A 22111-nucleotide genomic window follows, 5' to 3' on the forward strand; every position below is an offset into this window, starting at 1 on the left:
CATATGTCAGGTCTCGAACTCGCCCACCCAGGAGCGCCTGAGCAGGTGTTCGGGCAGGTACTCGGACTCGACGTCGATGGGCATGCCGACGTCGTAGGCGAGGCAGGCGACGGCCAGCGGCCCGAGTGCGACCGCGCCGTCCGTTGTGAGACGGCGGTCCTCGTCCTTGGTCCAGTACTCCTTGTGAAGTTGCAACGCCTCGACGAGCGCCGCGTTGAACTGGCCCTCGTCCCGTTTGAGGAACTGCAGGAACAGGTTGAGCGGCGGGTACAGGACCTTCAACATCAGCTCGCGGTCGGCGACGCGCAGCCGGGCCGGGTCGGTGCCTTGGAAGGCGGCGGTGAACTTCTCACCGAGTCCGGGACGCTCGGTCCAGTACGTCTGGAGGGAGTCGACCCAGTCGTAGATGTAGTCGTCGTACACCGCACCCGAGGCGCGTAGCAGTTCGATCGGGACGCTGGAGAGTTGTGTCATGCGGTTCTGGTCCCGGCAGACGATGGCCAGCCAGAACGCGGTGATCCAGTTGCCGGCGTCGGTGAAGTGCCGGGGGCCGATGGCCGGGATGGTTCGCACCTTGTGTGCGACACGGCACTCGACGGAGCCCTCGGTCGTCGTGGCCGCCGCGAACATCGCGGACCCGACCTGCATGGCAGCGACCCAGGCCTCCCACGTTTCGGACTTGTTGGCGGTGGGGTCGTGGAGGCAGTGCAGATGCGCGGTGCTCAGGGTGCTGCCGAAGGTCAGGCCGAACATCTCGGGCGACTCCGCGAGGCCCTCGATGTCTTCGACGGCCTCGCGATCGCACATCTCGATGAAGCCGGTCGGATCCTCGGAAGGAGGATCTTCCTCGCGTGACACGCGTGTGGGCATCAGTGTCTCCCAGGATCGGCGATGTTGAACTGCTCCATCTTGTAGCCGGCGTATTTGCCGGCCGGGGTGGCCTCTGCCTTGACCAACACGTAGTCTACTTTCCCCTTCGCGAGTGCCTTGCGAAGGTCTCTGGCGAGCTTCCTTTCGGTCGGGTCCTTTGCCTTATTGGCGCGTTTCTCCATTTCGTTGAGAATCGTCTCAAAGTATTCCCGAGTTCCTTGTTGGACCCGACTTCCCTTGAAGCTGGTACGCTCTCCCAGCTTCGCCTCTGGTGACCCCTTGGCCTCGACAACCACAAAGCGTCCATCTGAGGTTTTGTAAACCTGATCGAATCGATTGTTGCCGAAAGCGCCGTCATCGACACGTTTCGCACCCGGATACCGTTCCGGTATCGCATGGTGCTCCGCTACGTGCTCGCCGAACAACTCGCTCTGCTTGAGCATCTCGCCATGCAGAGGAGAGTGGGCAGCCTCGGCAGCGTCCCGTGCTGCCTCGAGTTCGGGTGTCGGGTGATCCGCGTAGGCCTTCTCCGCATTTTTCAGATCGGTTTCCGCCGCCTTGTCAGCAGCAATCGCCTCATGGCGCGTATGCGCCCATTCGTCGAGCTTGTGAAGTACGTCCTTCGGGACGTCGACGGCGGAGCCGCCGGGATGCGGGTTCGGGTCAAGGTATTTCGCCGGAGTTGCGGGCGGCAGATCACTTTTCGCGATCCATCGTTGAGGGTTGGCGGGATCGCGGACCAGCGTGGGAAGCCGCTGGCCGAAAACCTCTCGTACGGCGAATCGTCGATAACCATTTGACCGGTAATGCTCCTTGAACCAGGCCCTGTCCGTGTTGGCGAGTTCGACGTGCCGCCGCATGACCTCGCGCGGGTCGCCCTCGGCCGGACGCCCGTCGTCGAGATGGTCGCCTCCACCCCGGCCCAGATCGTCGAGGCCTCCGAACCCACCCGATCCGTGTGAACGGGGCGGCAGGCCATCGCTTCCGCCACCGGACAGGCCATCCCCGCCACTCCCCGCTGCGTGCACGGCGTCGCTGCCATGAGCGCCCGCATGCGCACCGACCAACTGCCGTTCCGAGTGGGCAGGTGCCTCGTCGTGCGTGGCGGCCGCCGCCCGTTCGTCCGCCGACGGTTCCTTCTGTGCCTGCTCCGCGGTCTGGATGATCTTTCCGTCCGCGTCGTGGACGGTGCCGTTCACGATGTCGTAGTAGTACGGCTTGCCCTTGTAGGTCGTGGCGAGCGTCGTCTCCGGGTTCAGGCCCGGTGGGAACTCCTGGGCCAGCGGCTGGTCGATGACCTCGTACGTCTTTCCGGCGAACTCGACGTACGAGCCCTTCATGACCGCCTTCAGGCTTGCCGTCACATCGCTGATCTTCGTCAGGCCGAAGCCCGCCGCCTTTGCCACGTACGTCATCGGGTCGGCGATGCGGCCCGCCTTGCCTGCGATCGATATCGCCCGCGCGATCCCGCCTGTCTTCGCGGCGGTGCCCGCGCCGCCCGTGAAGACCGTCGTCAGGACGTTGAAGGTGACCGCGCCCGCCGCGCGTGAGGGGTTCTTGCCCCATTCGTCCCAGGCGACCAGCGCCTTCGCCGTCTCCTTCACCGCTCGGCGCGAGTCGCGCAGCCAGGACGGGAGCTGGTCCTCGGGGGTCGCCCAGTAGGCGACCGGGGCGACCACCGTAAGGGCAACGCCGGTCAGGAGTTGGCCCAGGCCCTTCCAGGCCTGGCCGGCGGCGTCCCAGCCGTCCACGCCTATGAGCGTTCCCAGGCCGCGGATCGTGCCCCAGACGCCGTCGACGAAGAAGCCCTTGACGAAATTCCAGGCGTGCTCGTCCAGCCGGTACCACGGGGTCGACTTGTCGACCGGGTCGCCCCAGGGCAGGCCCTGGGCGTGGTCGAGGTCCTCGGCTCGGTAGCCGTACATGCCCTTCTTGTTCGAGCCGTCGTTGACCTTGAGAGGGTCGCCGCCGATCAGTTTGACGATCTTGGCGTAGCAGTCGCGCTCGGCGGCTTGGAAGGCCGTCCATGCCTCGTTGACCTGGTGGCGGCGGTGGTTGTTCTCGTCGACCTTGTCGCCGTCCTCGCTCCAGTCGTCGTCGTGGGCGATGGCGGCGCGGAACGCCCTGGCGTCCTCGCGGAGTTGCTCGAACTTCTTCACCAGCGGGCGGATCTCGTCCGCGTACGCAGCCAGGGCGCTCGCGATCGTCTCAAGTTCGTCCGAGAGTTCGCTGCCCGTCGTGGCTACCGGCTTTGTAGTGGCGAACAGCTTCTCCGCGTCCGGCGCCTTGTAGTACGCCGAGAGGGAGTTGAAGGTCGTGTCGATCTGAGAACCGGCGTCCCACAGGGACGTGGCGTCCGTGCCGATCTGCGACACGTCCCTGTCCAGCTGTTCCAGATCGCCGGTGAACTTGGGTATCTCTTCGGGGTCCAGGGCGGTCTGGTCGCTCACGAGCCGCCGTCCCTCTTCCCGCCGGAGCCCGGCATGTCGATCTTCGGGGGCTTGAGGGCGTTGCGCTGGGCCTCGGCGGCCATGTCCAGGTCGCCGTGGAGGTAGGCGCGGGTCGCCTCAGCGGCACCCTGCACCGAGTTGGCGGTGCGGCGGGCCATGAAGGCGAGTTTCTTCTGCCGTTCGTTCAGGTACTGGCTGAGTGCGGCGGCGACCGGGCCTACCGGGACACGGGGGGTGCCGGGCACCACCGGGCCGACCATGGGACCATGGAACTGTCCGCCCGGTACGGCCGTCCCCGCCGAACTCGCCGCGCTGCTCAAGCTGTTCACCATCGAGGTGGCGGCCTTCTCCAGATCCCCGCCCGCCTCACCGGTCATCGTGAGCGTGGCCTGCACGCCCACGGGACTGATGTCCCACCCCGCCATCCCCGAGCCCCCGCTCCGTACATCACGCAGATACGTTTCATCGGTCCCAACCGCGGCCAGTGAGCGCACAGTTCACGGGTGCGACTAATCGATCATTTGTATCAAGCGAGGCGCTGCCTCTCCAACGCGATTCAAGCCAAGCTGAGGGAGGCTTCCGGGTTCCACGGTCAATCCTGTCGGCCGCCGGGCCGTATGCGTCAGTCCGGTGCGCATCCCCGCAGGACGAACGCCACCAGTTCGTCCAGCCCCTGGCCGGCCATCTCCGGCGGTAGCGAGCCGCTCGCCATCAGGTCCGCGTAGCCGTGCACGGCGGAGAAGACCGCGACGCCCACGCTCTCCACCGGGCCCTCGCGGACCTCGCCGCGGCGTTGGCCCTCCATGATCAGTTCCGCTGTGCGGTCCGTCCACCGCTGGCTCGCGGCGATCAGGGCCTCGGACGCCTCCGGGTCGTGCTTGATCGAGTACATGAGGTCGAGCAACTCGGCGTTGGCAGTGGCGAATTCCACGTACGCGCGCGCCGTCGCGGCCAGGCGCCCGGCGAAGGACTCGCCCGCCCCCTCCTGGGCCGCCGTGATGGTCTCGGCGAGCCGGTCGAAGCCGGTCAGCGCCAGGGCGTCCAGCAACGCCTGCTTGTCCTTGAAGTGGCGGCTCGGCGCGGCATGGCTGACGCCGAGGTCGCGCGCGAGTTCCCGGAGGGACAGCGCGGCCGGTCCCTTCTCCCGGAGCGTCTCCTCCGCGCGGGTGAGCAGCGCGGCGCGGAGGTCTCCGTGGTGGTAACGACGACGGGTATGCATGTCGGTCAGTGTATCCAGCATGTGAGCGCCGCCTACATTGTTGATACCGGCAGCATTGTTGTCATTGACAGCATTGTTGTCGACGCCTACATTGAAACTATGCCCAAGACACAGCACAAGTGGACTGCCACAGACATCACCGACCAGAGCGGCCGTACCGTGGTCGTCACCGGCGCCAACAGCGGCATAGGTCTCGCCGCCGTCGACGCGCTGGCCCGCGCGGGCGCCCATGTGGTGCTCGCGGTACGAGACGTGCGGCGCGGCGAGGCGGCCGCCGCGACCGTCCGCGGCGCGAAGGGAAGCGTCGAGATACGCCGCCTCGACCTGGCCGACCTCGCGTCCGTACGGGAGTTCGCGGCCGGCTGGCAGGGCGATCTGGATCTGCTGATCAACAACGCCGGTGTCATGAACGTCCCCGAGGCCACCACCAAGGACGGCTTCGAGCTCCAGCTCGGCACCAACCACCTGGGGCACTTCGCCCTGACGAACCTGCTGCTGCCGCATGTGACGGACCGCGTGGTCACCGTCGCCTCGGGCGCGCACCGCTTCCCGGGCGCGCGTATCCACTTCGACAATCTGAACCTGGCCGGTGAGTACGCGCCGATGGTGGCGTACAGCCAGTCCAAGCTCGCCAATCTGCTGTTCACGCTGGAACTCCAGCGCCGTCTGGCCGAGGCGGGGTCACGGGTACGGGCCCTTGCCGCGCACCCGGGCTGGGCCGCGACCAACCTCCAGGGCCACGACGCCAGCGCCGTGCGCCGGGTGGCGATGCAGGTCGGCAATCGCGTCTTCGCCCAGGACGACAAGGCGGGGGCGCTGCCGACCCTGTACGCCGCGACCCGGGACCTGCCCGGTGCGAGCTATGTCGGTCCCGACGGCATCGGCGAGATGCGCGGCGGCCCCACCCTGGTCGGCCGCTCGCAGGCGGCGAGCGACCCGGAGGCGGCCCGCCGCCTGTGGACGGTCTCCGAGGAACTGACCGGCGTCACGTTCCCGGAACTCCCGGTGCCGTCGGGGACAGCGACGGCCTGACGGGCTCGCGACTCCAGCGCAGCGGGGGCGACGACGGCCCGACGGGCGCCCGCAGCCCCGCTGCCGTCGGGGGCGACGACGGCCCGACGGCCGTACCGCCCGCCTCTGAACCGCTCCTACCTGCGCGCCGCCCCCGGATGCCTCCGCACCCAGCCCTCCCACGCCGACGTGATCATGTCCGTCACGTCGTGTTTGGCCGTCCAGCCCAGTTGCTCGGCGATGCGGTCGGCCGAGGCGACGACGCGGGCCGGGTCGCCGGGGCGGCGCGGGGTGACCGTCGGCGGGGTGTCGTACCCCGTGATCGCGTTGATGTGGTCGATCATCTCGCGGACCGACACGCCCTCGCCGCGGCCGATGTTCAGGGTCAGGTCCGCGCCGGGGGAGGCCTGCAGCGCGCGGGCCGCGGCCACATGGGCTTCCGCCAGGTCGACCACGTGGATGTAGTCACGCACGCACGTGCCGTCAGGGGTGGCGTAGTCGTCGCCGAAGATGCGCGGGGCCGCGTTCTCCGTGAGCCTCTCGAAGACCATGGGGATCAGGTTGAAGACGCCGATGTCGGCCAGCTCCGGCGCCGCCGCGCCCGCCACGTTGAAATAGCGCAGGGACGCGGTGGACAGGCCCGTCGCCCGGGCCGTCGCGCGCACCAGCCATTCGCCGACGAGCTTCGTCTCGCCGTACGGCGACATCGGCACGCACGGCGTCTCCTCCGTCACCAGATCGACGTCCGGCATGCCGTACACCGCGGCGGAGGAAGAGAACACGAAAGAGGGAACCCCCTCCGCCGTCACGGCTTCCAGCAGGACCCGCAGGCCCTCCACGTTCTCCCGGTAGTAGTGCAGCGGCAGGTCCACCGATTCGCCGACCTGTTTCTTCGCCGCCAGGTGCACGACGCCCGTCACCTCGTGCTCCGCCAGCGTGCGGCGCAGCAGCTCTCCGTCCAGCGTGGAGCCCACCACCAGCGGCACCTCGGCGGGCACGCGCTCGGCGATGCCCGTGGACAGGTCGTCGTACACCACGGCCCGTTCGCCCGCCGCGGTCATCGCGCGGACGACGTGCGCCCCGATGTAACCGGCGCCTCCGGTGATCAGCCAAGTCATGTGCGGCCGTCTCCTCGTCTGTCGGCTCATGGTGTGGATTTGATTACTCACGGTGAAGCCGACGTCGGCTTCAGGTGTCTGCCGCAAGCGTCTGCTTCAAGTGAAGCAAGTGAAGCAAGTGAAGCAGGTGTCTACTTCAAGCGGAGCAGGCGCCTCGCCCTGCGTCCCAGAACGGACGTCACTCCGCGCACGCCCGGCGCCACCCGTACGGCCAGGGCCCCGGAGTGCGTCGCGTACGGCTGCACCAGCAGTACACCGTGCCCCAGGCTCGGCACCGCGCGGCGGTGCAGCAGACCGGGGCCGGAGACCGCGTGGCCCGTGGTCTCCCGGCTCGTGCCGTCGTCGAAGCGGAGCGTCAGCCTGAGGTCCCAGGTACCGGCGCCGAGCGCCGCGAGGTCCACGTGTGTCTCGGCCGTCCAGCTGCCGGAGTCCTCGTCGCGCCCGAGCGGGGCCGTGCGCGAGAGACCCACCTGGCGGTCGTCCTCACGGAGCACGAACTCCACGTCCACCCGGGCCGGACGCGCGTTCTCCACCCGCCCGTACAGCTCGTGCAGGCGCAGCCGCAGCCGTGACGCACGCGCGCGTGGATACAGTTCCGCGTCGACGGCGACCGGCAGGTGCTCCATCGGGCGGTGCAGCAGATGCTCCAGCTGGACCTCCGGCAGGTCCTCCGACCAGACCGGCGTGCCGTCCGCCGTGTCGGCGTACGGCGGGGTCAGCCTCGCTGGGCGGGCCGCCAGCGCCTTGAGCCGGTGCAGGTCGCGCGGCTGTTCGGAGGCGAGCACCACCTGCGCGACGACCCGGCCCGGCACGGACGCCTGCGCGAAGTCGGCGGTGTCGAAGTCCGACAGGTACGCGCGCGTGAGCTTCCACCACTCGGCGCGGTACTCCTCGTGGCGCAGCGGGAGCTCCCGCGCGTACATGCGCAGCCCGCGGTCCAGGAAGGAGGTGCGCGACGACCGGGCGAGCCGCTTCTCGCCGGCGCCCAGCAGGATCTCGTACGCCTGCCGGTTCGCCTCCATGCGCGCTTTCCAGTTGTCGACGTCGGCGCGGGCCAGGGAGATGGACAGACGCTGGGCGGAGCGGCGGACGTGCCAGATGTACACCGTCTCGGGGACCAGGGCCATGGTCGGTCCGGCGGCCAGGACGCGCGCGCCGAACACGAAGTCCTCGTACGGGAAACGGCCGTCGGGGAAGCGGATGCCGTGTTCGCGCAGGAAGTCGGTGCGGTACAGCTTGTTGACGCACAGCGTGTCGTGGGCCAGGCGGGGGCGCCGGGAGGGGTGGGAGACCAGCGCGGGCCGCTCGTACAGCTCCGGCTGCCAGGGGACCTCGCGGCCGGACGGCAGCTCGCGGCGCACGCACAGACCCGCGGCGACCTGGGTGCCGTGCGCTACGGCCGCCATGAGCAGGGCGTCGACCGCGCCGGGCGGCAGTACGTCGTCGCTGTCCAGGAACATCAGGTACGGGGCGGTCGCAGCGTCGATCCCGTCGTTGCGGGGGGTGCCGCAGCCGCCGCTGTTGACGGTTCTGCGCAGCACTTTTACGCGCGGGTCCTCGGCGGCGAGGGCGTCCAGCAGCTCGGGGCTGCCGTCTGTCGAGCAGTCGTCGACGGCGATCACCTCGCGGACGACGCCGCCCTGTGCAAGTGCCGAACGCACCGCGTCGGTCACATGAGTGGCGTCGTCGTACCCGATGACGACCACGCTGACTTGTGCATCGTGAGGGTGCATCGAATCCACGGGCCGCATCATAGGAGAACCTGGTAATTATCTGTTAAGAAGTAATTAACCTCCTGTGTGGAGGGCGGGAACGCGGTCGTGGCTCCGCGTCGGGGCGTCCGATTCCAGCCGTTCCGAAGTGGGTCGCCCGGCGCGCCAGAGGCGGACGAAGGACATGACCGCCGCAGAGGCCAGCAGCCCGTTGCGTACGAGCATGAGCTCACAGCCGGCCCAGGTGCTGTTGATGACGTATCCGTAGTAGGCGGGGAACTCCACGACACTCACCGCGGTCGCCGCCAGGATGAGTGCGGCCACCGAGCGCTGTGTGGTGTGGCGTGATGTCAGACACACCGCGGCCAGTCCGATCAGCCACACCATGTACTGGGGGCTGATCACCCGGCTCGTCACCGTGAACAGCAGGACGGCCGTCATCGCCACGTCGTAGGGGGTGGCCGGCGACCAGCGGCGGACGCGCAGCCGCCACACCAGCAGGAGGGCGAAGGAGACGGCGGTCAGCGCCAGCGAGCAGAGGGCGACCGCGTGCACATGCGGGCCCACGAACTCCACGGCCCCGTACTGGTAGCGCGTGCGCCCCGGCCAGCCGGCCCGGCGCGCGAACATCAGCACCGTGCCGCCCAGCGACTCGATCTGCACGCCCCTGCCGCCCTGCTGGCGCAAGAAGTCGAACGGGTTGTTGAACAGGGCCGCGAGCAGGGCGAGCAGCCAGGCGGCGGTGAGTGCGGCCGCCGCCCACGCCTGGCGGGTGCCACGGCCGCGCCGGGTGCCGATGAGTACCAGGACCGGCCACACCTTCACCAGGGCGCCGAGCGCCGCGAGCGCGCCGCCCACGCGCGGGTAGCGCGACAGCGTCAACAAGGCGAGGACCGCGAAGGCGGTGACCTGTACGTCGTACCGGGCGAGGGGGATGTGGAGCAACAGCGGCAGGCCCGCCGTCCACAGGGCCGCGCCGGCCAGCGAGCGGCCCGGACGGGTACCCACGCGCGCGAGGGCGAGCGCGATCACGGCGTCCGTGAGCAGCGTGATGACCACGAAGGCCTGGAAGTACGTGAGATTCGGGAGCAGTCCGGGCGACAGCAGCACCAGACCCGCGCCTGGCGGGTACTGCCAGAGCTGGTCGCCCTGCGGGAACGAGCCGTGGGTCAGGCCGCCGTACCAGTTGAAGTAGAGCTTCCACACCTCCTTGGCCACTCCGCCCCGGCCGAGCAGGGCGTACTGGTCGTGGACGAGCAGCCACAGCATCAGGGCGCGGCTGGCGAGCCATCCGGTGGCAAGTAGAAGCAACCTGTGTTTCTTGCGGACCCTCTTCACAAGGGACAGCGAAACGGGCGCGAACGTGCTCGCGTTGGGTTCCATGGAACTCTTCAAAGCACTCATCAAGCCCGGATACTAAGCCTGATAGGTGACATGAACTCAGATACACCGTCAATATCCAGTAAAAGATAGCTAATCACACAAAAACGGCGCATGTTGAATGCCTCACATGAGTCGGTCACCGATGAGGCGTCCGGAGCGCATGGCCGTCCTCGTGCCCGTGGTCGTCATGTTCGGGCTCGGGCTGTGGGGGCTGGACCGCGGCGGCATGTGGCGCGACGAGGCGGTCACGTTCCAGGTCGCGCTCCGCTCGACACCACAGATCTGGCATCTGCTGCACAGCGTGGACGCGGTGCACGGCCTGTACTACCTGCTGATGCACGTGGTCCTGGCCGTCCATCCCGGCGAGGTGCTGCTGCGGCTGCCCTCGGTCTGCGGCGCGGCCGCGACCGCGGGACTGGTCGCCGCGCTGGGCGCGCGGCTGCGCCGGCCGCGGGTGGGGCTGTGGGCGGGGCTGCTGTACGCGGTCACGCCGATGGTCGGGCACTACGCGCAGGAGGGCCGCTCGTACGCGATGGTCTCGGCCGGGGTCGCGGGCGCGACGCTGCTGCTCGTACGGGCGGTGCGGGGCGCCACGTGGTGGCCGTACGGCGTTGTCGTCGCCGTCACATGTGTGCTGCACGAGTTCGCGGTGCTGGTGCTGCCGGCGCACGCCTGCACGCTGGCGCTCGCGCGCATGCCCTGGAGGACATGGCGGGGGTGGCTGTGCGCGGCCGGGGCCACCGTCGTGGTGCTGCTGCCGCTGGTGCTGGTCTCGCGGGGGCAGGCGGAGCAGGTGGCGTGGCTGACGGCGCCGGACGGCCGGAGCGTGGAGCGGCTGGTGAGGGAGTTTTTCGGGCCGTCGAGGGCGGTGCTGGGGCCGTATCTGGTGTTGGCAGGGCTGGCGGTGTGGATGCCGTGGCCGAAGCGGGGGGTTTCTTTGGCGGGGGTGGCCCTGCCGTTGGCCTTGGTGCCGCCGACGGTGTTGATGGGGGTTTCGCAGGTCACGCCCCTGTACGACGACCGGTACGTGCTGTATTCGCTGGCCGGGGCGCCGTTGTTGGCCGCGGCCGGGGCGGAGCGGGTCGCCGGGGCGGCCGGACGGCTGCGGGCCGATGGCCGTCTGCCGCGCGCGCCGTACCGAGGAGGTGTCGCGCTGCTCGGTCTGCTTGCCGTCTGTGGGGTGCTCATCGTGCAGTTTCCGCTGCTCAGGGCCGATCGCAATGCCGCCAACCGCCCCGACGACCTCGCCGCCGTGGCCGCCGCCGTGGCGCGGGAGGTGCGGCCCGGGGATCCCGTGCTGTTCCTGCCCTCGCAGGAGCGGCGGTCGGTGCTGACCTATCCGGCGGGGTTCCGGGGGATCCGGGACGTGGCGCTGGACGTGCCCGCCGCCGCGGACGGGACGCTGTACGGGCGGGAGGCCGGACCCGGGGAGCTGCGGCGGCGGCTCGGCGGGCTGACCTATGTGTGGGTGGTCGGCCGGCGGTTCGCGCTGAAGCCCTCCTGGACCCCCTGGAACCCCACCGAGCGCGCCAAGCTCGCGGTCGTGAACGAGGAGTTCATCACCCGTAAGGAGTATGTGCGTCCCGGTCTCACCCTTCGCCTGTACGTGCGGCGCGAGGAGCACGGGGCCGCGTCGTAGGGGCGTCCCGGAGGAGCCGCTTCCGGCCCGTGGTGTCCTGGGCCCTGTCGTCAATCTCACGCCGCAGGGCCCGCCCTCCGGGCGGACGACTGGAGTTTGACGACAGGACCTAGTGCTCCAGTCGGACTGGAGTACTAGGCGCAGCCCGGCGTCTCCTCCAGCGCCGCCGCGTCCAGGGCCAGGGTCAGCCGGTCCAGGCGGGCCCGCAGTTCCGTGATCTCGTCCAGGTCGAAGCCCGTCGCCGCGGCGATCCGGCGCGGCACCAGCAGCGCGTGCTCCTTGAGCGCCGTGCCCTCCTCCGTGAGGTGGACGTGCACGGACCGCTCGTCCTGCGTGCTGCGCTCGCGTCGCACCAGGCCCGCCGCCTCCAGCCGCTTGAGCAGCGGCGACAGTGTCCCGGAGTCCAGGCGCAGATGTTCGCCGAGCTTCTTCACCGGAAGCTCGCCGTGCTCCCACAGCACCAGCATCACCAGGTACTGCGGGTAGGTGAGCCCCAGGTCCTTGAGCACGACGCGATAGACGCTGTTGAAGGCGCGGGACGCGGCGTTGAGCGAGAAGCAGATCTGGTTGTCGAGGCGCAGGTACTCCTCCGCCGAGGCCTCGGTGGAGGCCTCGATTCGGGGCGTCGGCGTGGTCGTCATGCCCCCAGGATAGCTCTGGCGGGCCATTTAGTTGTGTGCAATTGAATTGTGTGCTCTACTTGTCTCCGTGAGGCGGTCCGGACGGAAGGAAGGGCCGGCCGCCGGACATGACTTCGAGAGGGATGGTTTTCCATGGACGCGCTCTACACCGCTGTCGCCACCGCCACCCACGGCCGTGAGGGGCGTGCCGTCTCCTCCGACGGCAAGATCGACCTCGGGCTGTCCCTGCCGGTGGAGCTGGGCGGCGACGGCAAGGGCACCAACCCGGAGCAGCTCTTCGCCGCCGGTTACGCCGCCTGCTTCGGCAGCGCGCTGGGCCTCGTCGGCCGCCAGGCGAAGGTGGACGTGAGCGACGCCGCGGTGACCGCCGAGGTCGGCATCGGCAAGCAGGGCGAGGGCTTCGGCCTGAAGGTGACCCTGCGCGTCGAGCTGCCGGACTCCGTGGACGAGGCGACCGGTCACAAGCTGGTCGAGCAGGCCCACCAGGTCTGCCCCTACTCCAACGCGACCCGCGGCAACATCCAGGTCGACCTGGTCATCGAGTAACCCGTCATCGCCGGGTGATCCCCTCCGTACGGCCTCGTACGCCTCCGCCGGCGTACGGGGCCGTACGCATGCCCAGGACCCGCTCAGCCCGTCCAGGTCAGCAGATCGCGGTCGCCCGCCGCCGGTGCCGGGATCGACGCCGGCAGGTCCGGCTCGCCCAGCATCAGGGTCCGTACCACCCGCTCGGCGGCCCGTCCGTCGTCGAACTCGCAGAACCGCGCCCGGAACCCGGCCCGCAGCCGTGCCGACTCCTGGTCCCGCCAGCATCCGGAGGCGAACAGCCACGCCAGCTCCCGGTAGGAGCGCGAGACATGGCCCGGCGCGCTTGCCGTGATGTCGAAGTAGGCGCCCCTGCTGGCCGTGAACGCGCCCCAGTCGTCGGCGTGCACGACGATCGGCCGGTCCAGATTGGCGTAGTCGAACATGAGCGCGGAGTAGTCCGTGACCAGGACGTCCGAGGCGAGCATCGCCTCCTCGACCTGCGGTTCGTCGGTGGCGTCGACCACCAGGCCCCGCCGGTGCAGCTCGGCCAGGCCCATCGCGCGGGCCGGACCCTCCGCGAGCGACGGATGCAGACGTACGACGAGGGTGTGGCCCTTGCCCAGGTCCTCGGCGAACCGGGCCGGGTCGAAGCGGTCGACGTGGCCGCCCCGGACGTAGTCGCGGCGGGTCGGCGCGTAGAGCACGACCGTGTGGTCCTCGGGGATGCCGTGCCGCAGACGGAATCGGGCCCCGTCGTCGGGCTTCGCGTTGACGAGGACGTCGTTGCGGGGGCTGCCGGTGCGGGCCGAGGTGAAGCGGCAGGGGTAGGCGCGGTCCCAGACGAGCTCGGAGTGGCGGTTGGCGACGAGGCTGTGGTCCCAGCGGTCGGCGCGGCGCAGCATCTGCGGTACGTCGAATCCGTGCCGGGCGCCGGGTTTGCCGAGCAGGTCGGCCGCCATGTACTTCAGGGGGGTGCCCTGGTGGGTGTGGATGTGGACGCTGCCGGGCCGTTTGACCAGGGCGCCGGGCCAGTTGACGTTGTTCACCCAGTACGTGGCCCGCGCCATGACCTCGTAGTAGCGAGGGGAGCCCGGCGTGACGTGGTCGATGCCGGGCGGCAGCGAGTCCACCGCGTCCTCGTGGACCACCCACACGCCACGGATGTGCGGCGCCAGTTCGCGGGCCGCGGCGTGGATCGCGGCCGGGTCGCCGGACACGCCCTGATGGTGGGCCGCCGAGTAGACGGCGAGACCCCGGTCGAGGGGGCGCCTCAACTGGGCTGCGTACCAGGCTTGTTGGGCGCGGTTCGACACCACCCTGGCCGCACGCCTGCTGCCGCCCGCCGCGTACTCGCGCAGGACGCGCAGACCACGCAGCGCTGCGTACGACGCGTAGGGCGCGGTCGCCAGCAGTCGCATCTCGGTGCCGCGCTCGCCCTCGGGCAGGGTGAAGCCGTCCGGGAGGTGGCGGTGGTGGAAGGAGCGGATCTCGCGGTAGAAGTCCGGGCGGTCCGCGGCGGTCACGCGGTCCTCACGGGCCAGTACGAACAGCATGTGGTCCAGGGCCCGTTCGAACAGCAGCGGGCGCGCCCAGGCGAGGTCGGGGCGCCCCTCCAGGAAGGTGAACAGGCCCTCGTACTGCTGGAAGATGTCGAAGTGGCGGCGCCCCGGCGTCCTGGTGATCGCGCCCTGCCGGCGCTGCCGGTACTCGACCCCGATCCGGTCCAGACAGGCGATGCGGTCCGCCAGCACCATCGACCGGTAGGTGACGGGCGCGTCCTCGTACAGGCCGGGCGCGTACTGGAGGTCGTGCCCCACGAAGAAGGAGCGACGGTACGCCTTGTTCCAGGCGACCAGGAACAGATGCAGATACTGCGGGCTCTCGCGGATGCTGAAGGTGTCCGTGCCCGCGGCGGCGAGCAGGTCGGCCGATGTGCTGCGGCCGCCCCGGCCCCACCAGTGGGTGCGCACATGGTCGAAGACCAGGATGTCCGGGTCGGCGGCCGCCGCCAGACGTGCGGCGACCGCGGCCAGCAGGCCCGGCGTGTAGTAGTCGTCGCTGTCGAGGAACAGGACGTAGTCCCCGCGCGCATGTTCCAGGCCCGCGTTGCGGGCCCGGCCCAGGCCGACGTTCTCGGGCAGGTGCAGCACCCGTACCCGTTCGTCGCGCTCCGCGTAGCGGTCGAGGATCGCGCCGCAGCCGTCGGGCGAGCGGTCGTCGACGGCGATCAACTCGAAGTCGGCGTACGACTGACCGAGCACCGAGTCAAGACACTCGTGCAGGAAGCCCTGCACCTTGTAGACGGGGACGATGACGCTGAAGCGGGGCACGATCAGCTCCTCACGAGGGCGTGGGCCGGGGCCGGGATGCGCTCGGCGAGCGGGATCACGGGCGGGATCGACTCGGGCGGCTCGCCCAGCAGCACCCGGCGTACGACGCGTTCGGCGGCGCGTCCGTCGTCGAACTGGCAGAAGCGCTCCCGGAAGGCGGCGCGCAGGGCGGCGGCGGAGTCGTTCGCATACGAGCCGTCGCGGAAGGCGGCGGCCAGGTCCTCGGGCGTACGGGCCACCCGGCCCGGCGGGGCCTCCATCAGGTCGAAGTAGACGCCCCGGGTCTCCTGGTAGACGTCCCAGTCGTCCGCGTACACGACGATCGGCCGGTTCAGGTTGGCGTAGTCGAACATGATCGACGAGTAGTCGGTGATCAGCGCGTCGGCGGCCAGGCACACGTCCTCGGAGGAGCGATGCCGGGTGACGTCGATGATCCGGCCGCTGCTGCGCGCCGAGCCCCCGTCGTAGAAGTAGTGGGCGCGCAGCAGGACGACATAGTCGTCGCCGATCGCCTCGCAGAACGCCTCCAGATCGAGGCGGGACTCGAAGCCCGTGGTGTAGTCGCGGTGCGTGGGCGCGTACAGGAGGGCCGTCTTCTTCTCGGGGACGCCCAGGTCGCGGCGGATACGGGCGACGTCGTCGGCGGTCGCCGTGTAGTAGACGTCGTTGCGCGGATAGCCGTATTCGAGGGTTTCGTACGAGCTGGGGAACGCCCGTTCCCACATCTGGGTGGAATGACGGTTGGAGGAGAGGTTGTAGTCCCAGCGGTCCACCCGGTTCAGCAGCTTGGTGAAGCTGCCGGTCGCGGCCGCCACCACGGGGTACATCGCCTGGTCGGCGCCCATCTTCTTCAGCGGGGTGCCGTGCTGGGTCTGCAGATGCACACTGCCGGGGCGCTTGACGACGGCGTCCGCGAAATTGGCGTTGTTGACGAGGTACTTGGCGCGGGCGAGTACGTCCCAGTAGGCGCGGCTGCCGATCACCGCGTACTCCACGTCCTTCGGAATGCTGCCCACCGCGTCCGGCTCGACCAGGAACACCGAGCGGATGTGCGGGGCGAGTTCGCGGGCCTTGGCGTGGATCGCCGCCGGACTGCAGGCGTAGCCGCGGCCCCAGTACGCGCAGTACACGGCGAGGTTCTCGTCGATCGGGCGGCGCAGCTGCAGCGCGTACCGGGCGCGGGTGCGCAGCATGCGCGGCACCGCTGCCTTCCGCACGGCCTTCGCCGCACCCTGGTTGATCCCCCGCAGGGCACGGAACGCGTCGTAGGCGCCGGATGCGAGCAGCCGGTGCTGCACACCGACGCTGCCCGCGGGCGGCCGGTACCCGGCCGGGCGGTGGCGCCGGTACAGCCGGCCCGCACGCCGGAAGAATGTCCGGCGCAGATGCGCGGGCAGCCGCTCCGGATGCCCGGCGGTCCTCAGGATGACGGAGAAGAGCTGCTGGAACAGCGGCATCGACCGGTCGGCGGGCAGGGCGATCTCGGCCGCCCGGCCGAGCACCAGCTCGACCTGGTCGAGGAGGTCGAGCTGGTGTTCGCCGGGGCTGTGCAGCCGACTGCCCTGCCGGCGCACCAGATGCCGTACACAGACCGTGTGCAGCACCGCCACCCGCTCGGCGGCGAGCGTGACCAGACCACCCCAGCCGATGTCGGTGAAGTGGGCTGCGGGAAAGGTGAGCTGGTGTTCGGTGACGAACGTCCGGCGGTAGGCGGCGCTCCACGCGGGGACGGACACTCCGGTCAGCTCCGGGGCCCGGCCGGGCGCGAACGCCCCCTCGGGAGTCCGGCCCAGCAGGGGAGTGGACGTCTCGGCGTCCCACCAGTGCACCCGTTCATGGTCGAAGTAGAGGACGTCCACGTCGCCCGTCGACATCAGGCGCGCGTCGATCGCCGCAAGGGCGCCGGGTGCCAGGATGTCGTCTCCGTCGAGGAACAGCAGATACGTCCCGGTCGCCGTTGCCGTCCCGGTGGTGCGGGCCACTCCCAGGCCGCCGGCGGGCGGCGAGGTGAGCGCGACGACCCGGCTGTCCCGCTCGGCATACCCGGCGGCGACCGCGCCGGCCGGGGAGTCCGGCGCGTCACAGACCGGGAACAGCTCGAAGTCGCCGAAGGACTGGCCGAGGACGGAGTCCAACGCCTGGGACAGACGGCCGGCGACACCGAACGCGGGGACGATGATGCTGAAGCGGGGCATTCTGGTCTTTCTCTCGGGCCCCGGTTCCTGGCCCGGGGCCTGTGCGTCGTGGGAGTGCGGGAACCTCAGCGCCGCGGCCGTCCGGCGGGACGCCAGGTGACGATGGGGGTCCCCCTGTTCATGGGGGTCCCCCCGCTCGAGCGAAGCCGAGAGCGGGGGAGAAGCCGAGAACTTGGGGGAGAGCGGGGGTGGGCCTGCGCGGCATGGCGGAACTCCGGGGCTCGGGTCAGAGGGTCTCGGCGACCCGCACGGGGCGGCCGGGCGCCGGAACGGTCGTGAGCGGTACGGCCCGCAGGCCCGCCGCCGCGGACGGGACCGGATGGCGGTGGGCCAGGGGCACGACCGACGGCAGCCAGGCACTCTCCCCGAGCACGACCCGGCGCACGACGCGCTCGGCGGCGCGCCCGTCGTCGTACGGGCAGAAGCGCTCGCGGAACGCCCTCCGCAACTGCGCCGAGCGCGAGCCGCACCAGTGTCCCGTCGCGAAGATGTCGATCAGCTCGTCCTCGTCGCGCGCGACCGCGCCCGGCGGGGCCTCGCGCACGTCGAAGCAAGTGCCACGGGCCGCCTCGTACGACTCCCAGTCGTCCGCGTACACGACGATCGGCCGGTCGAGATTGGCGTAGTCGAACATCAGCGACGAGAAGTCGGTGACCAGCGCGTCCGAGGCAAGGCACACCGACTCGACGCTCGGGTGGCCGGTGACGTCGATCAGCCTGCCGCCGGTGGCCCGCGCCAGCGGCTCGCCGTACGAGGGGTGTGCGCGGGTCAGCAGCACGAAGCGCGGGCCGAGCCGGCGCAGCACGCTCTCCAGGTCGAGGGCGAGGCGCTGGCCGCGGCGGTAGTCGCGGTACGTCGGCGCGTACAGGATGGCGACCGAACCCTCGGGGATGCCGAAGGTCTGGCGCAGCCGGGCCACGTCCGCCGAGGTCGCGCGGGCGAAGACGTCGTTGCGGGGAAGCCCGTACTCCAGCGTCGTGAACCGGGACGGGAACACGCGCTCCCAGACGAGGGTGGAGTGCCGGTTGCCGGACACGACGTAGTCCCAGGTGTCCGCGGAGCGCAGCATCCGGTCGAAGTCCGTGCCGCGGGCGGCGGCCGGACGGTCCTGAAGGTCCAGGCCCATGCGCTTGAGCGGGGTGCCCTGCCGGGTCTGGATCAGGACCTGACCGCGGCGCTTGACCACACGGCCATCGAAGTCGGCGTTGTGCACGAGGTACTTGGAGCGTGCCAGCGCCGTCCAGTACGCGGCCGAGCCGGGCCGCAGCCGGCGTGTCGCGACCGGGATCGTGTGGTGGTGCTCGGGGTGCGCGATCCATGCGGTGCGGATGTGCGGGACATGATTGCGGAACGCGGATTCCAAGGCGCCCGGGTTGCAGCCGTACGGGCCCGATGCCTCCCGTGTGAAGACGGCGCGGTCGGCGCGCAGCGGGAGGCGCAGCTGGATGCGGTAGTGCGCTTGGAGCGCGGTCGCGGCCAGCCGCCTGCTCCACTTGGAGATCTGCCGTTCGGCGCCGCGCACGAGGCGGGACGCCAGGGACAGCAGGCGGTAGGTGCGGTGGCTGCCGAAGCGGATCAGCAGATGGCGCAGGCGCATGGGGGCGCCCGGGACGCGGTAGCGGCGGTAGTGGGCGCGGGCCAGGCGCAGGAACTCGGCCCGGCTGTCCCGGGGCAGCCGGCCGCGTCGGACGAAGACCGTGGCCAGGTGGTCGATCATGCGGCGGAACAGCACCGGCCGCCAGCGGGCGAGTTCGGGGTGCGCGTCGAGGTGGGCGAAGACCCGGTCGTACTGGCCGAAGACATCGAAGTGCTTGCGGCTGGTCGAGCCGAGGATGCTGCCCTGGCGGCGCTGGCGGTAGTGGACGCAGACCCGGTCGAGGGTGGCGATCGTCTCCGCGCTCACCAGCACCGGGAACGTCCAGGGCGCGTCCTCGTAGTGGCCGGGCGGGAAGGCGAAGCCCTCGCGTTCGACGAACTCGCGGCGGTACGCCTTGTTCCACACCACCATCAGCAGCGAGAGCAGACCGGGGCGGTCATCGAGGGTGAAGGGCGCCGGGCCCTGCTCGGTGAGCAGGCCCGACAACTGGTTGCGGACCGTCTTTCCCGTCCAGAACGCACGGGCGTAGTCGAAGACCAGGACGTCCGGCTCGGAGGTGTCCTTGAGCCGGTCGGCGATGTCCCGGAGCGCGTCCGGGGCGAGGGTGTCGTCACCGTCCAGGAAGAGCACGTAGTCGCCGGTCGCCTGCTCCAGCCCCGCGTTGCGGGCCCGTCCGAGCCCCACGTTCTCCGGCAGGTGCAGTGGGCGGACGCGCCCGTCACGGGCGGCGAACTCGTCGATGATCGCGCCGCAGGCGTCGGGCGAGCGGTCGTCGACCGCGATCACTTCTAGGTCCGTGTACGACTGTTCCAGCACGGATGTGAGGCATTCCTGCAGGTACGCCTGAACCTTGTACGCGGGGACGATGACACTGAACCTGGGCAAGGGGCATCCATGGGATCGGCGCGGGCATACTGCCCGGAAACGGCCAATGGGCCGGTTTGGTTACGTCGACTGCGGCATATGGGGGAACGCCACCGGAAACCCCAGGTGAACGGCGAGGGGTGGACCGGGTTCCGGCCCACCCCCTGAACTGCCGTGCGGACGGGACTATTTGACGGCGCCCGCCATGACGCCCGACACGAACTGCCGCTGGAACGCGAAGAACACGGCCAGCGGGATCACCATCGAGATGAACGCGCCCGGTGCCAGGACGTCGATGTTGTTGCCGAACTGGCGTACCTGTGTCTGCAAGGCCACCGTGATCGGCTGGGTGCCCGACTTGGTGAACACCAGCGCGACCAGCATGTCGTTCCACACCCACAGGAACTGGAAGATGCCGAGGCTCGCGATCGCCGGACCGCCCAGCGGCAGCACGACCCGGGTGAACAGCCGCAGTTCGCCCGCACCGTCCAGACGGGCCGCCTCCAGCAGCTCCCGGGGGATTTCGGCGAAGAAGTTCCGCAGCAGGAACACCGCGAAGGGCAGGCCGAAGCCCGTGTGGAAGAGGATCACCCCGAAGACCGTGCCGAACAGGCCGATCTTTCCGAACAGCTCGGCGATCGGGATCAGTGCCACCTGTACGGGGACGACCAGCAGGCCGACCACGCCCAGGAACCACCAGTCGCGGCCCGGGAACTCCATCCAGGCGAAGGCGTAGCCCGCGAGGGAGCCGATCACCACGACCAGGATCGTCGCCGGGACGGTGATGAGGACCGTGTTCACCAGGGAGTTGGTGATGTCGCTGTTCTCCAGGAGCTTCTGGTAGCTCTCGAACGTCAGCTGCGAGGGCTTGCTGAAGACCGTCCACCAGCCCGACCCGCTCATGTCCGCGGGCTTGCGCAGCGAGGCGAGGAGCAGACCGATGGTCGGCACCAGCCAGAACAGGCCTACGACGATCAGGAGGACGCGGACCAGTCCGCCGCTCACCGCGGCCGCGATCCGTTCGCCGGGCGACTGCTTCGCCTTGACCACCGTGACGGGCGACGCCTTCGGCAGACCTCCGGCATACGTCGTCATCGCCGCACCTCCCGCCTGAGCCTGCGGATGTTGCTGCATTTTTCCGGGGACGTCGACATCAGCGGCTGCCGCCGCGGGCCCCCGGACCCCCGGCCGAGGGCCCGACGCGTCCTCATCGCCTGACCTCCCGCCTGAGCCGCCGGACGTTGAACAGCATCACCGGGATGACGAGCAGCAGCAGGAACACCGCGATCGCGCTCGCGATGCCCGGCTGGTCCTCCGAGAAGCCCTTGCGGTAGAGCTCCAGGGCCAGCACGTTGGCGTCGTCCTGGGACGAGCCCGGCGGGATGATGAAGACCAGGTCGAAGATCTTCAGTACGTTGATCATCAGCGTGACCGTGACGACCGCGAGCACGGGCGCCAGCAGCGGCACGGTGACCCGGCGGAACACCTGCCACTCGTTCGCGCCGTCCACCCGCGCCGCCTCCAGCAGCTCCCGCGGCACGCCCGCGAGCCCCGCCGCGATCAGCACCATCGCGAAACCGGCCCACATCCAGACGTACGCGCCGATGACCGCGGGTGTCACGAGCGTCGGGCCGAGCCAGTCGACGCCGTTGTACGGCTCTCTGAAGTTACTTGCCGGAAGGCGTAGCCGAGCCCCGTCCGCGCTCGCCGGAAGTGTGAACGTCCCGTCCGCGGCGGCCTTGGCGGAGGCGACCACCTTGCCGTCCTTCACCGCCTCGATCCGCATACCCGCGTAGCCCTGCTCGGACGGATCGACCGCGCCGAGCTTCCCGACGCCCCTGCCGCGCGTGAAGTCCTGCCAGGCCGTGCCGGTGATCTTCCCGGGCTCCGGCCTCGCCTGGACCGCCCGCTTCGCGCTCTTCGGCATCTTGTCGGGGGCGACGCCCACCAGGGGGAGGGCCACGGACTCGCCCGTGTGGACCGTGGCCCTGGTGACGAACCCGCCGCTCTGTGCGGTGAGGGGCGACCGACGGCCCGGGTGCGCGTTGGGGAACGCGGACGACTCCGCGAACGTGTCGTGGATGCCCACCCACACCGCGTTGGCGACACCCCGGCTCGGGTCCTGGTCGTACACCAGCCGGAAGATGATCCCCGCGGCGAGCATCGAGATCGCCATCGGCATGAAGACGACCAGCTTGAACGCCGTGCCCCAGCGCACCCGCTCGGTCAGCACCGCGAAGACCAGACCCAGCGCGGTCGAGACCGTCGGCGCGAACACCACCCAGATGATGTTGTTCTTCAGGGCGGTGCGGATGCCGTCGTCCGTGAAGAGGGCCTTGTAGTTGTCGAATCCGGCGAAGGAGTCGCCGGGCTGGTTGAGGAAGCTGCGGATCAGCGAGTACCCGATCGGGTAGACCACGAGCGCGCCCAGCAGTACCAGGGCGGGCAGCAGGAACAGTGCTGCCACGGCCTTGCGGGTGCCGGTCACACTCTTGCGTGCCCCGGGTGGGGCAGGGGCGTTCGGGGCCCCTGCCGCCGTGGCCGACGTCATCGC

16 protein-coding genes are annotated in these 22111 nt (G+C 70.0%); 3 read left to right on the top strand and 13 right to left on the bottom strand.

Annotation, left to right across the window (positions count from 1 at the left end; genetic code table 11):
• Window positions 1–6: 6 nt before the first annotated feature.
• The 4 genes from ABT186_RS24640 to ABT186_RS24655 form a co-directional block, all read right to left on the bottom strand.
• Window positions 7–870, bottom strand: a complete 864-nt coding sequence (locus ABT186_RS24640) for an immunity 49 family protein (RefSeq protein ID WP_351926856.1) — start codon at window positions 868–870, stop codon at window positions 7–9.
• Complete coding sequence (locus ABT186_RS24645; RefSeq protein ID WP_351926858.1) at window positions 870–3245, bottom strand: hypothetical protein; 2376 nt, start codon at window positions 3243–3245, stop codon at window positions 870–872. The genes ABT186_RS24640 and ABT186_RS24645 overlap by 1 nt, the downstream gene beginning before the upstream one ends.
• A gap of 71 nt (window positions 3246–3316) precedes the next feature.
• Complete coding sequence (locus ABT186_RS24650; protein WP_351222137.1) at window positions 3317–3745, bottom strand: DUF6507 family protein; 429 nt, start codon at window positions 3743–3745, stop codon at window positions 3317–3319.
• Between the two features lie 197 nt (window positions 3746–3942).
• Window positions 3943–4539: a TetR/AcrR family transcriptional regulator gene (locus ABT186_RS24655; protein ID WP_351926860.1), complete on the bottom strand. Its 597-nt coding sequence runs from the start codon at window positions 4537–4539 to the stop codon at window positions 3943–3945.
• 99 nt (window positions 4540–4638) lie between these two features.
• Here ABT186_RS24655 and ABT186_RS24660 point away from each other — a divergent pair, with 99 nt between their 5' ends.
• Window positions 4639–5571, top strand: a complete 933-nt coding sequence (locus tag ABT186_RS24660; protein WP_351222133.1) for an oxidoreductase — start codon at window positions 4639–4641, stop codon at window positions 5569–5571.
• 116 nt (window positions 5572–5687) lie between these two features.
• On the opposite strand, the gene galE is transcribed toward ABT186_RS24660, so the two are convergent.
• The 3 genes from galE to ABT186_RS24675 form a co-directional block, all read right to left on the bottom strand.
• Window positions 5688–6668, bottom strand: a complete 981-nt coding sequence (gene galE / locus ABT186_RS24665) for a UDP-glucose 4-epimerase GalE (RefSeq protein ID WP_351222131.1) — start codon at window positions 6666–6668, stop codon at window positions 5688–5690.
• Window positions 6669–6799: 131 nt separating this feature from the next.
• Window positions 6800–8401, bottom strand: coding sequence for a glycosyltransferase family 2 protein (locus tag ABT186_RS24670; RefSeq protein ID WP_351222167.1), 1602 nt, complete (start codon window positions 8399–8401; stop codon window positions 6800–6802).
• Between the two features lie 54 nt (window positions 8402–8455).
• Window positions 8456–9763: a glycosyltransferase 87 family protein gene (locus ABT186_RS24675; protein WP_502973315.1), complete on the bottom strand. Its 1308-nt coding sequence runs from the start codon at window positions 9761–9763 to the stop codon at window positions 8456–8458.
• Window positions 9764–9923: 160 nt separating this feature from the next.
• Between ABT186_RS24675 and ABT186_RS24680 the strand changes: the two genes are divergently transcribed.
• A complete protein-coding gene (locus ABT186_RS24680) occupies window positions 9924–11402 on the top strand; it encodes a glycosyltransferase family 39 protein (protein WP_351926862.1) in 1479 nt (492 codons plus the stop codon).
• A 134-nt stretch (window positions 11403–11536) separates the two neighbouring features.
• Here the strand turns inward: ABT186_RS24680 and ABT186_RS24685 are convergent, their stop codons facing one another.
• On the bottom strand, window positions 11537–12043 hold the full coding sequence (locus ABT186_RS24685) for a MarR family winged helix-turn-helix transcriptional regulator (protein ID WP_351926864.1): 507 nt from the start codon (window positions 12041–12043) through the stop codon (window positions 11537–11539).
• A gap of 132 nt (window positions 12044–12175) precedes the next feature.
• On the opposite strand from ABT186_RS24685, the gene ABT186_RS24690 reads away from it, so the two are divergent.
• A complete protein-coding gene (locus ABT186_RS24690; protein ID WP_351222125.1) occupies window positions 12176–12589 on the top strand; it encodes an organic hydroperoxide resistance protein in 414 nt (137 codons plus the stop codon).
• Window positions 12590–12672: 83 nt separating this feature from the next.
• On the opposite strand, the gene ABT186_RS24695 is transcribed toward ABT186_RS24690, so the two are convergent.
• From ABT186_RS24695 to ABT186_RS24715, 5 genes are all read right to left on the bottom strand, one after another.
• Window positions 12673–14901, bottom strand: coding sequence for a bifunctional glycosyltransferase/CDP-glycerol:glycerophosphate glycerophosphotransferase (locus tag ABT186_RS24695; protein WP_351926866.1), 2229 nt, complete (start codon window positions 14899–14901; stop codon window positions 12673–12675).
• A 2-nt stretch (window positions 14902–14903) separates the two neighbouring features.
• On the bottom strand, window positions 14904–17096 hold the full coding sequence (locus ABT186_RS24700) for a bifunctional glycosyltransferase/CDP-glycerol:glycerophosphate glycerophosphotransferase (RefSeq protein WP_351926868.1): 2193 nt from the start codon (window positions 17094–17096) through the stop codon (window positions 14904–14906).
• A 226-nt stretch (window positions 17097–17322) separates the two neighbouring features.
• Window positions 17323–19578: a bifunctional glycosyltransferase/CDP-glycerol:glycerophosphate glycerophosphotransferase gene (locus ABT186_RS24705; RefSeq protein WP_351222119.1), complete on the bottom strand. Its 2256-nt coding sequence runs from the start codon at window positions 19576–19578 to the stop codon at window positions 17323–17325.
• 165 nt (window positions 19579–19743) lie between these two features.
• Window positions 19744–20652, bottom strand: a complete 909-nt coding sequence (locus ABT186_RS24710) for a carbohydrate ABC transporter permease (RefSeq protein WP_351222117.1) — start codon at window positions 20650–20652, stop codon at window positions 19744–19746.
• Window positions 20653–20764: 112 nt separating this feature from the next.
• Window positions 20765–22108, bottom strand: coding sequence for a carbohydrate ABC transporter permease (locus ABT186_RS24715; RefSeq protein ID WP_351222115.1), 1344 nt, complete (start codon window positions 22106–22108; stop codon window positions 20765–20767).
• Window positions 22109–22111 lie beyond the last annotated feature (3 nt).

Origin of the sequence: Streptomyces sp. NPDC001634 (genome assembly GCF_040298185.1) — a bacterium.
Lineage (GTDB): Bacteria > Actinomycetota > Actinomycetes > Streptomycetales > Streptomycetaceae > Streptomyces.

Bases quoted from the DNA above. Each gene is read 5' to 3' on its own strand.
- ABT186_RS24640 (WP_351926856.1), bottom strand. From the start codon at position 870: ATGCCCACACGCGTGTCACGCGAGGAAGATCCTCCTTCCGAGGATCCG.
- ABT186_RS24650 (WP_351222137.1), bottom strand. From the start codon at position 3,745: ATGGCGGGGTGGGACATCAGTCCCGTGGGCGTGCAGGCCACGCTCACG.
- ABT186_RS24655 (WP_351926860.1), bottom strand. From the start codon at position 4,539: ATGCATACCCGTCGTCGTTACCACCACGGAGACCTCCGCGCCGCGCTG.
- ABT186_RS24660 (WP_351222133.1), top strand. From the start codon at position 4,639: ATGCCCAAGACACAGCACAAGTGGACTGCCACAGACATCACCGACCAG.
- galE (WP_351222131.1), bottom strand. From the start codon at position 6,668: ATGACTTGGCTGATCACCGGAGGCGCCGGTTACATCGGGGCGCACGTC.
- ABT186_RS24670 (WP_351222167.1), bottom strand. From the start codon at position 8,401: ATGCACCCTCACGATGCACAAGTCAGCGTGGTCGTCATCGGGTACGAC.
- ABT186_RS24675 (WP_502973315.1), bottom strand. From the start codon at position 9,763: ATGGAACCCAACGCGAGCACGTTCGCGCCCGTTTCGCTGTCCCTTGTG.
- ABT186_RS24680 (WP_351926862.1), top strand. From the start codon at position 9,924: ATGGCCGTCCTCGTGCCCGTGGTCGTCATGTTCGGGCTCGGGCTGTGG.
- ABT186_RS24685 (WP_351926864.1), bottom strand. From the start codon at position 12,043: ATGACGACCACGCCGACGCCCCGAATCGAGGCCTCCACCGAGGCCTCG.
- ABT186_RS24690 (WP_351222125.1), top strand. From the start codon at position 12,176: ATGGACGCGCTCTACACCGCTGTCGCCACCGCCACCCACGGCCGTGAG.
- ABT186_RS24700 (WP_351926868.1), bottom strand. From the start codon at position 17,096: ATGCCCCGCTTCAGCATCATCGTCCCCGCGTTCGGTGTCGCCGGCCGT.
- ABT186_RS24710 (WP_351222117.1), bottom strand. From the start codon at position 20,652: ATGACGACGTATGCCGGAGGTCTGCCGAAGGCGTCGCCCGTCACGGTG.
- ABT186_RS24715 (WP_351222115.1), bottom strand. From the start codon at position 22,108: ATGACGTCGGCCACGGCGGCAGGGGCCCCGAACGCCCCTGCCCCACCC.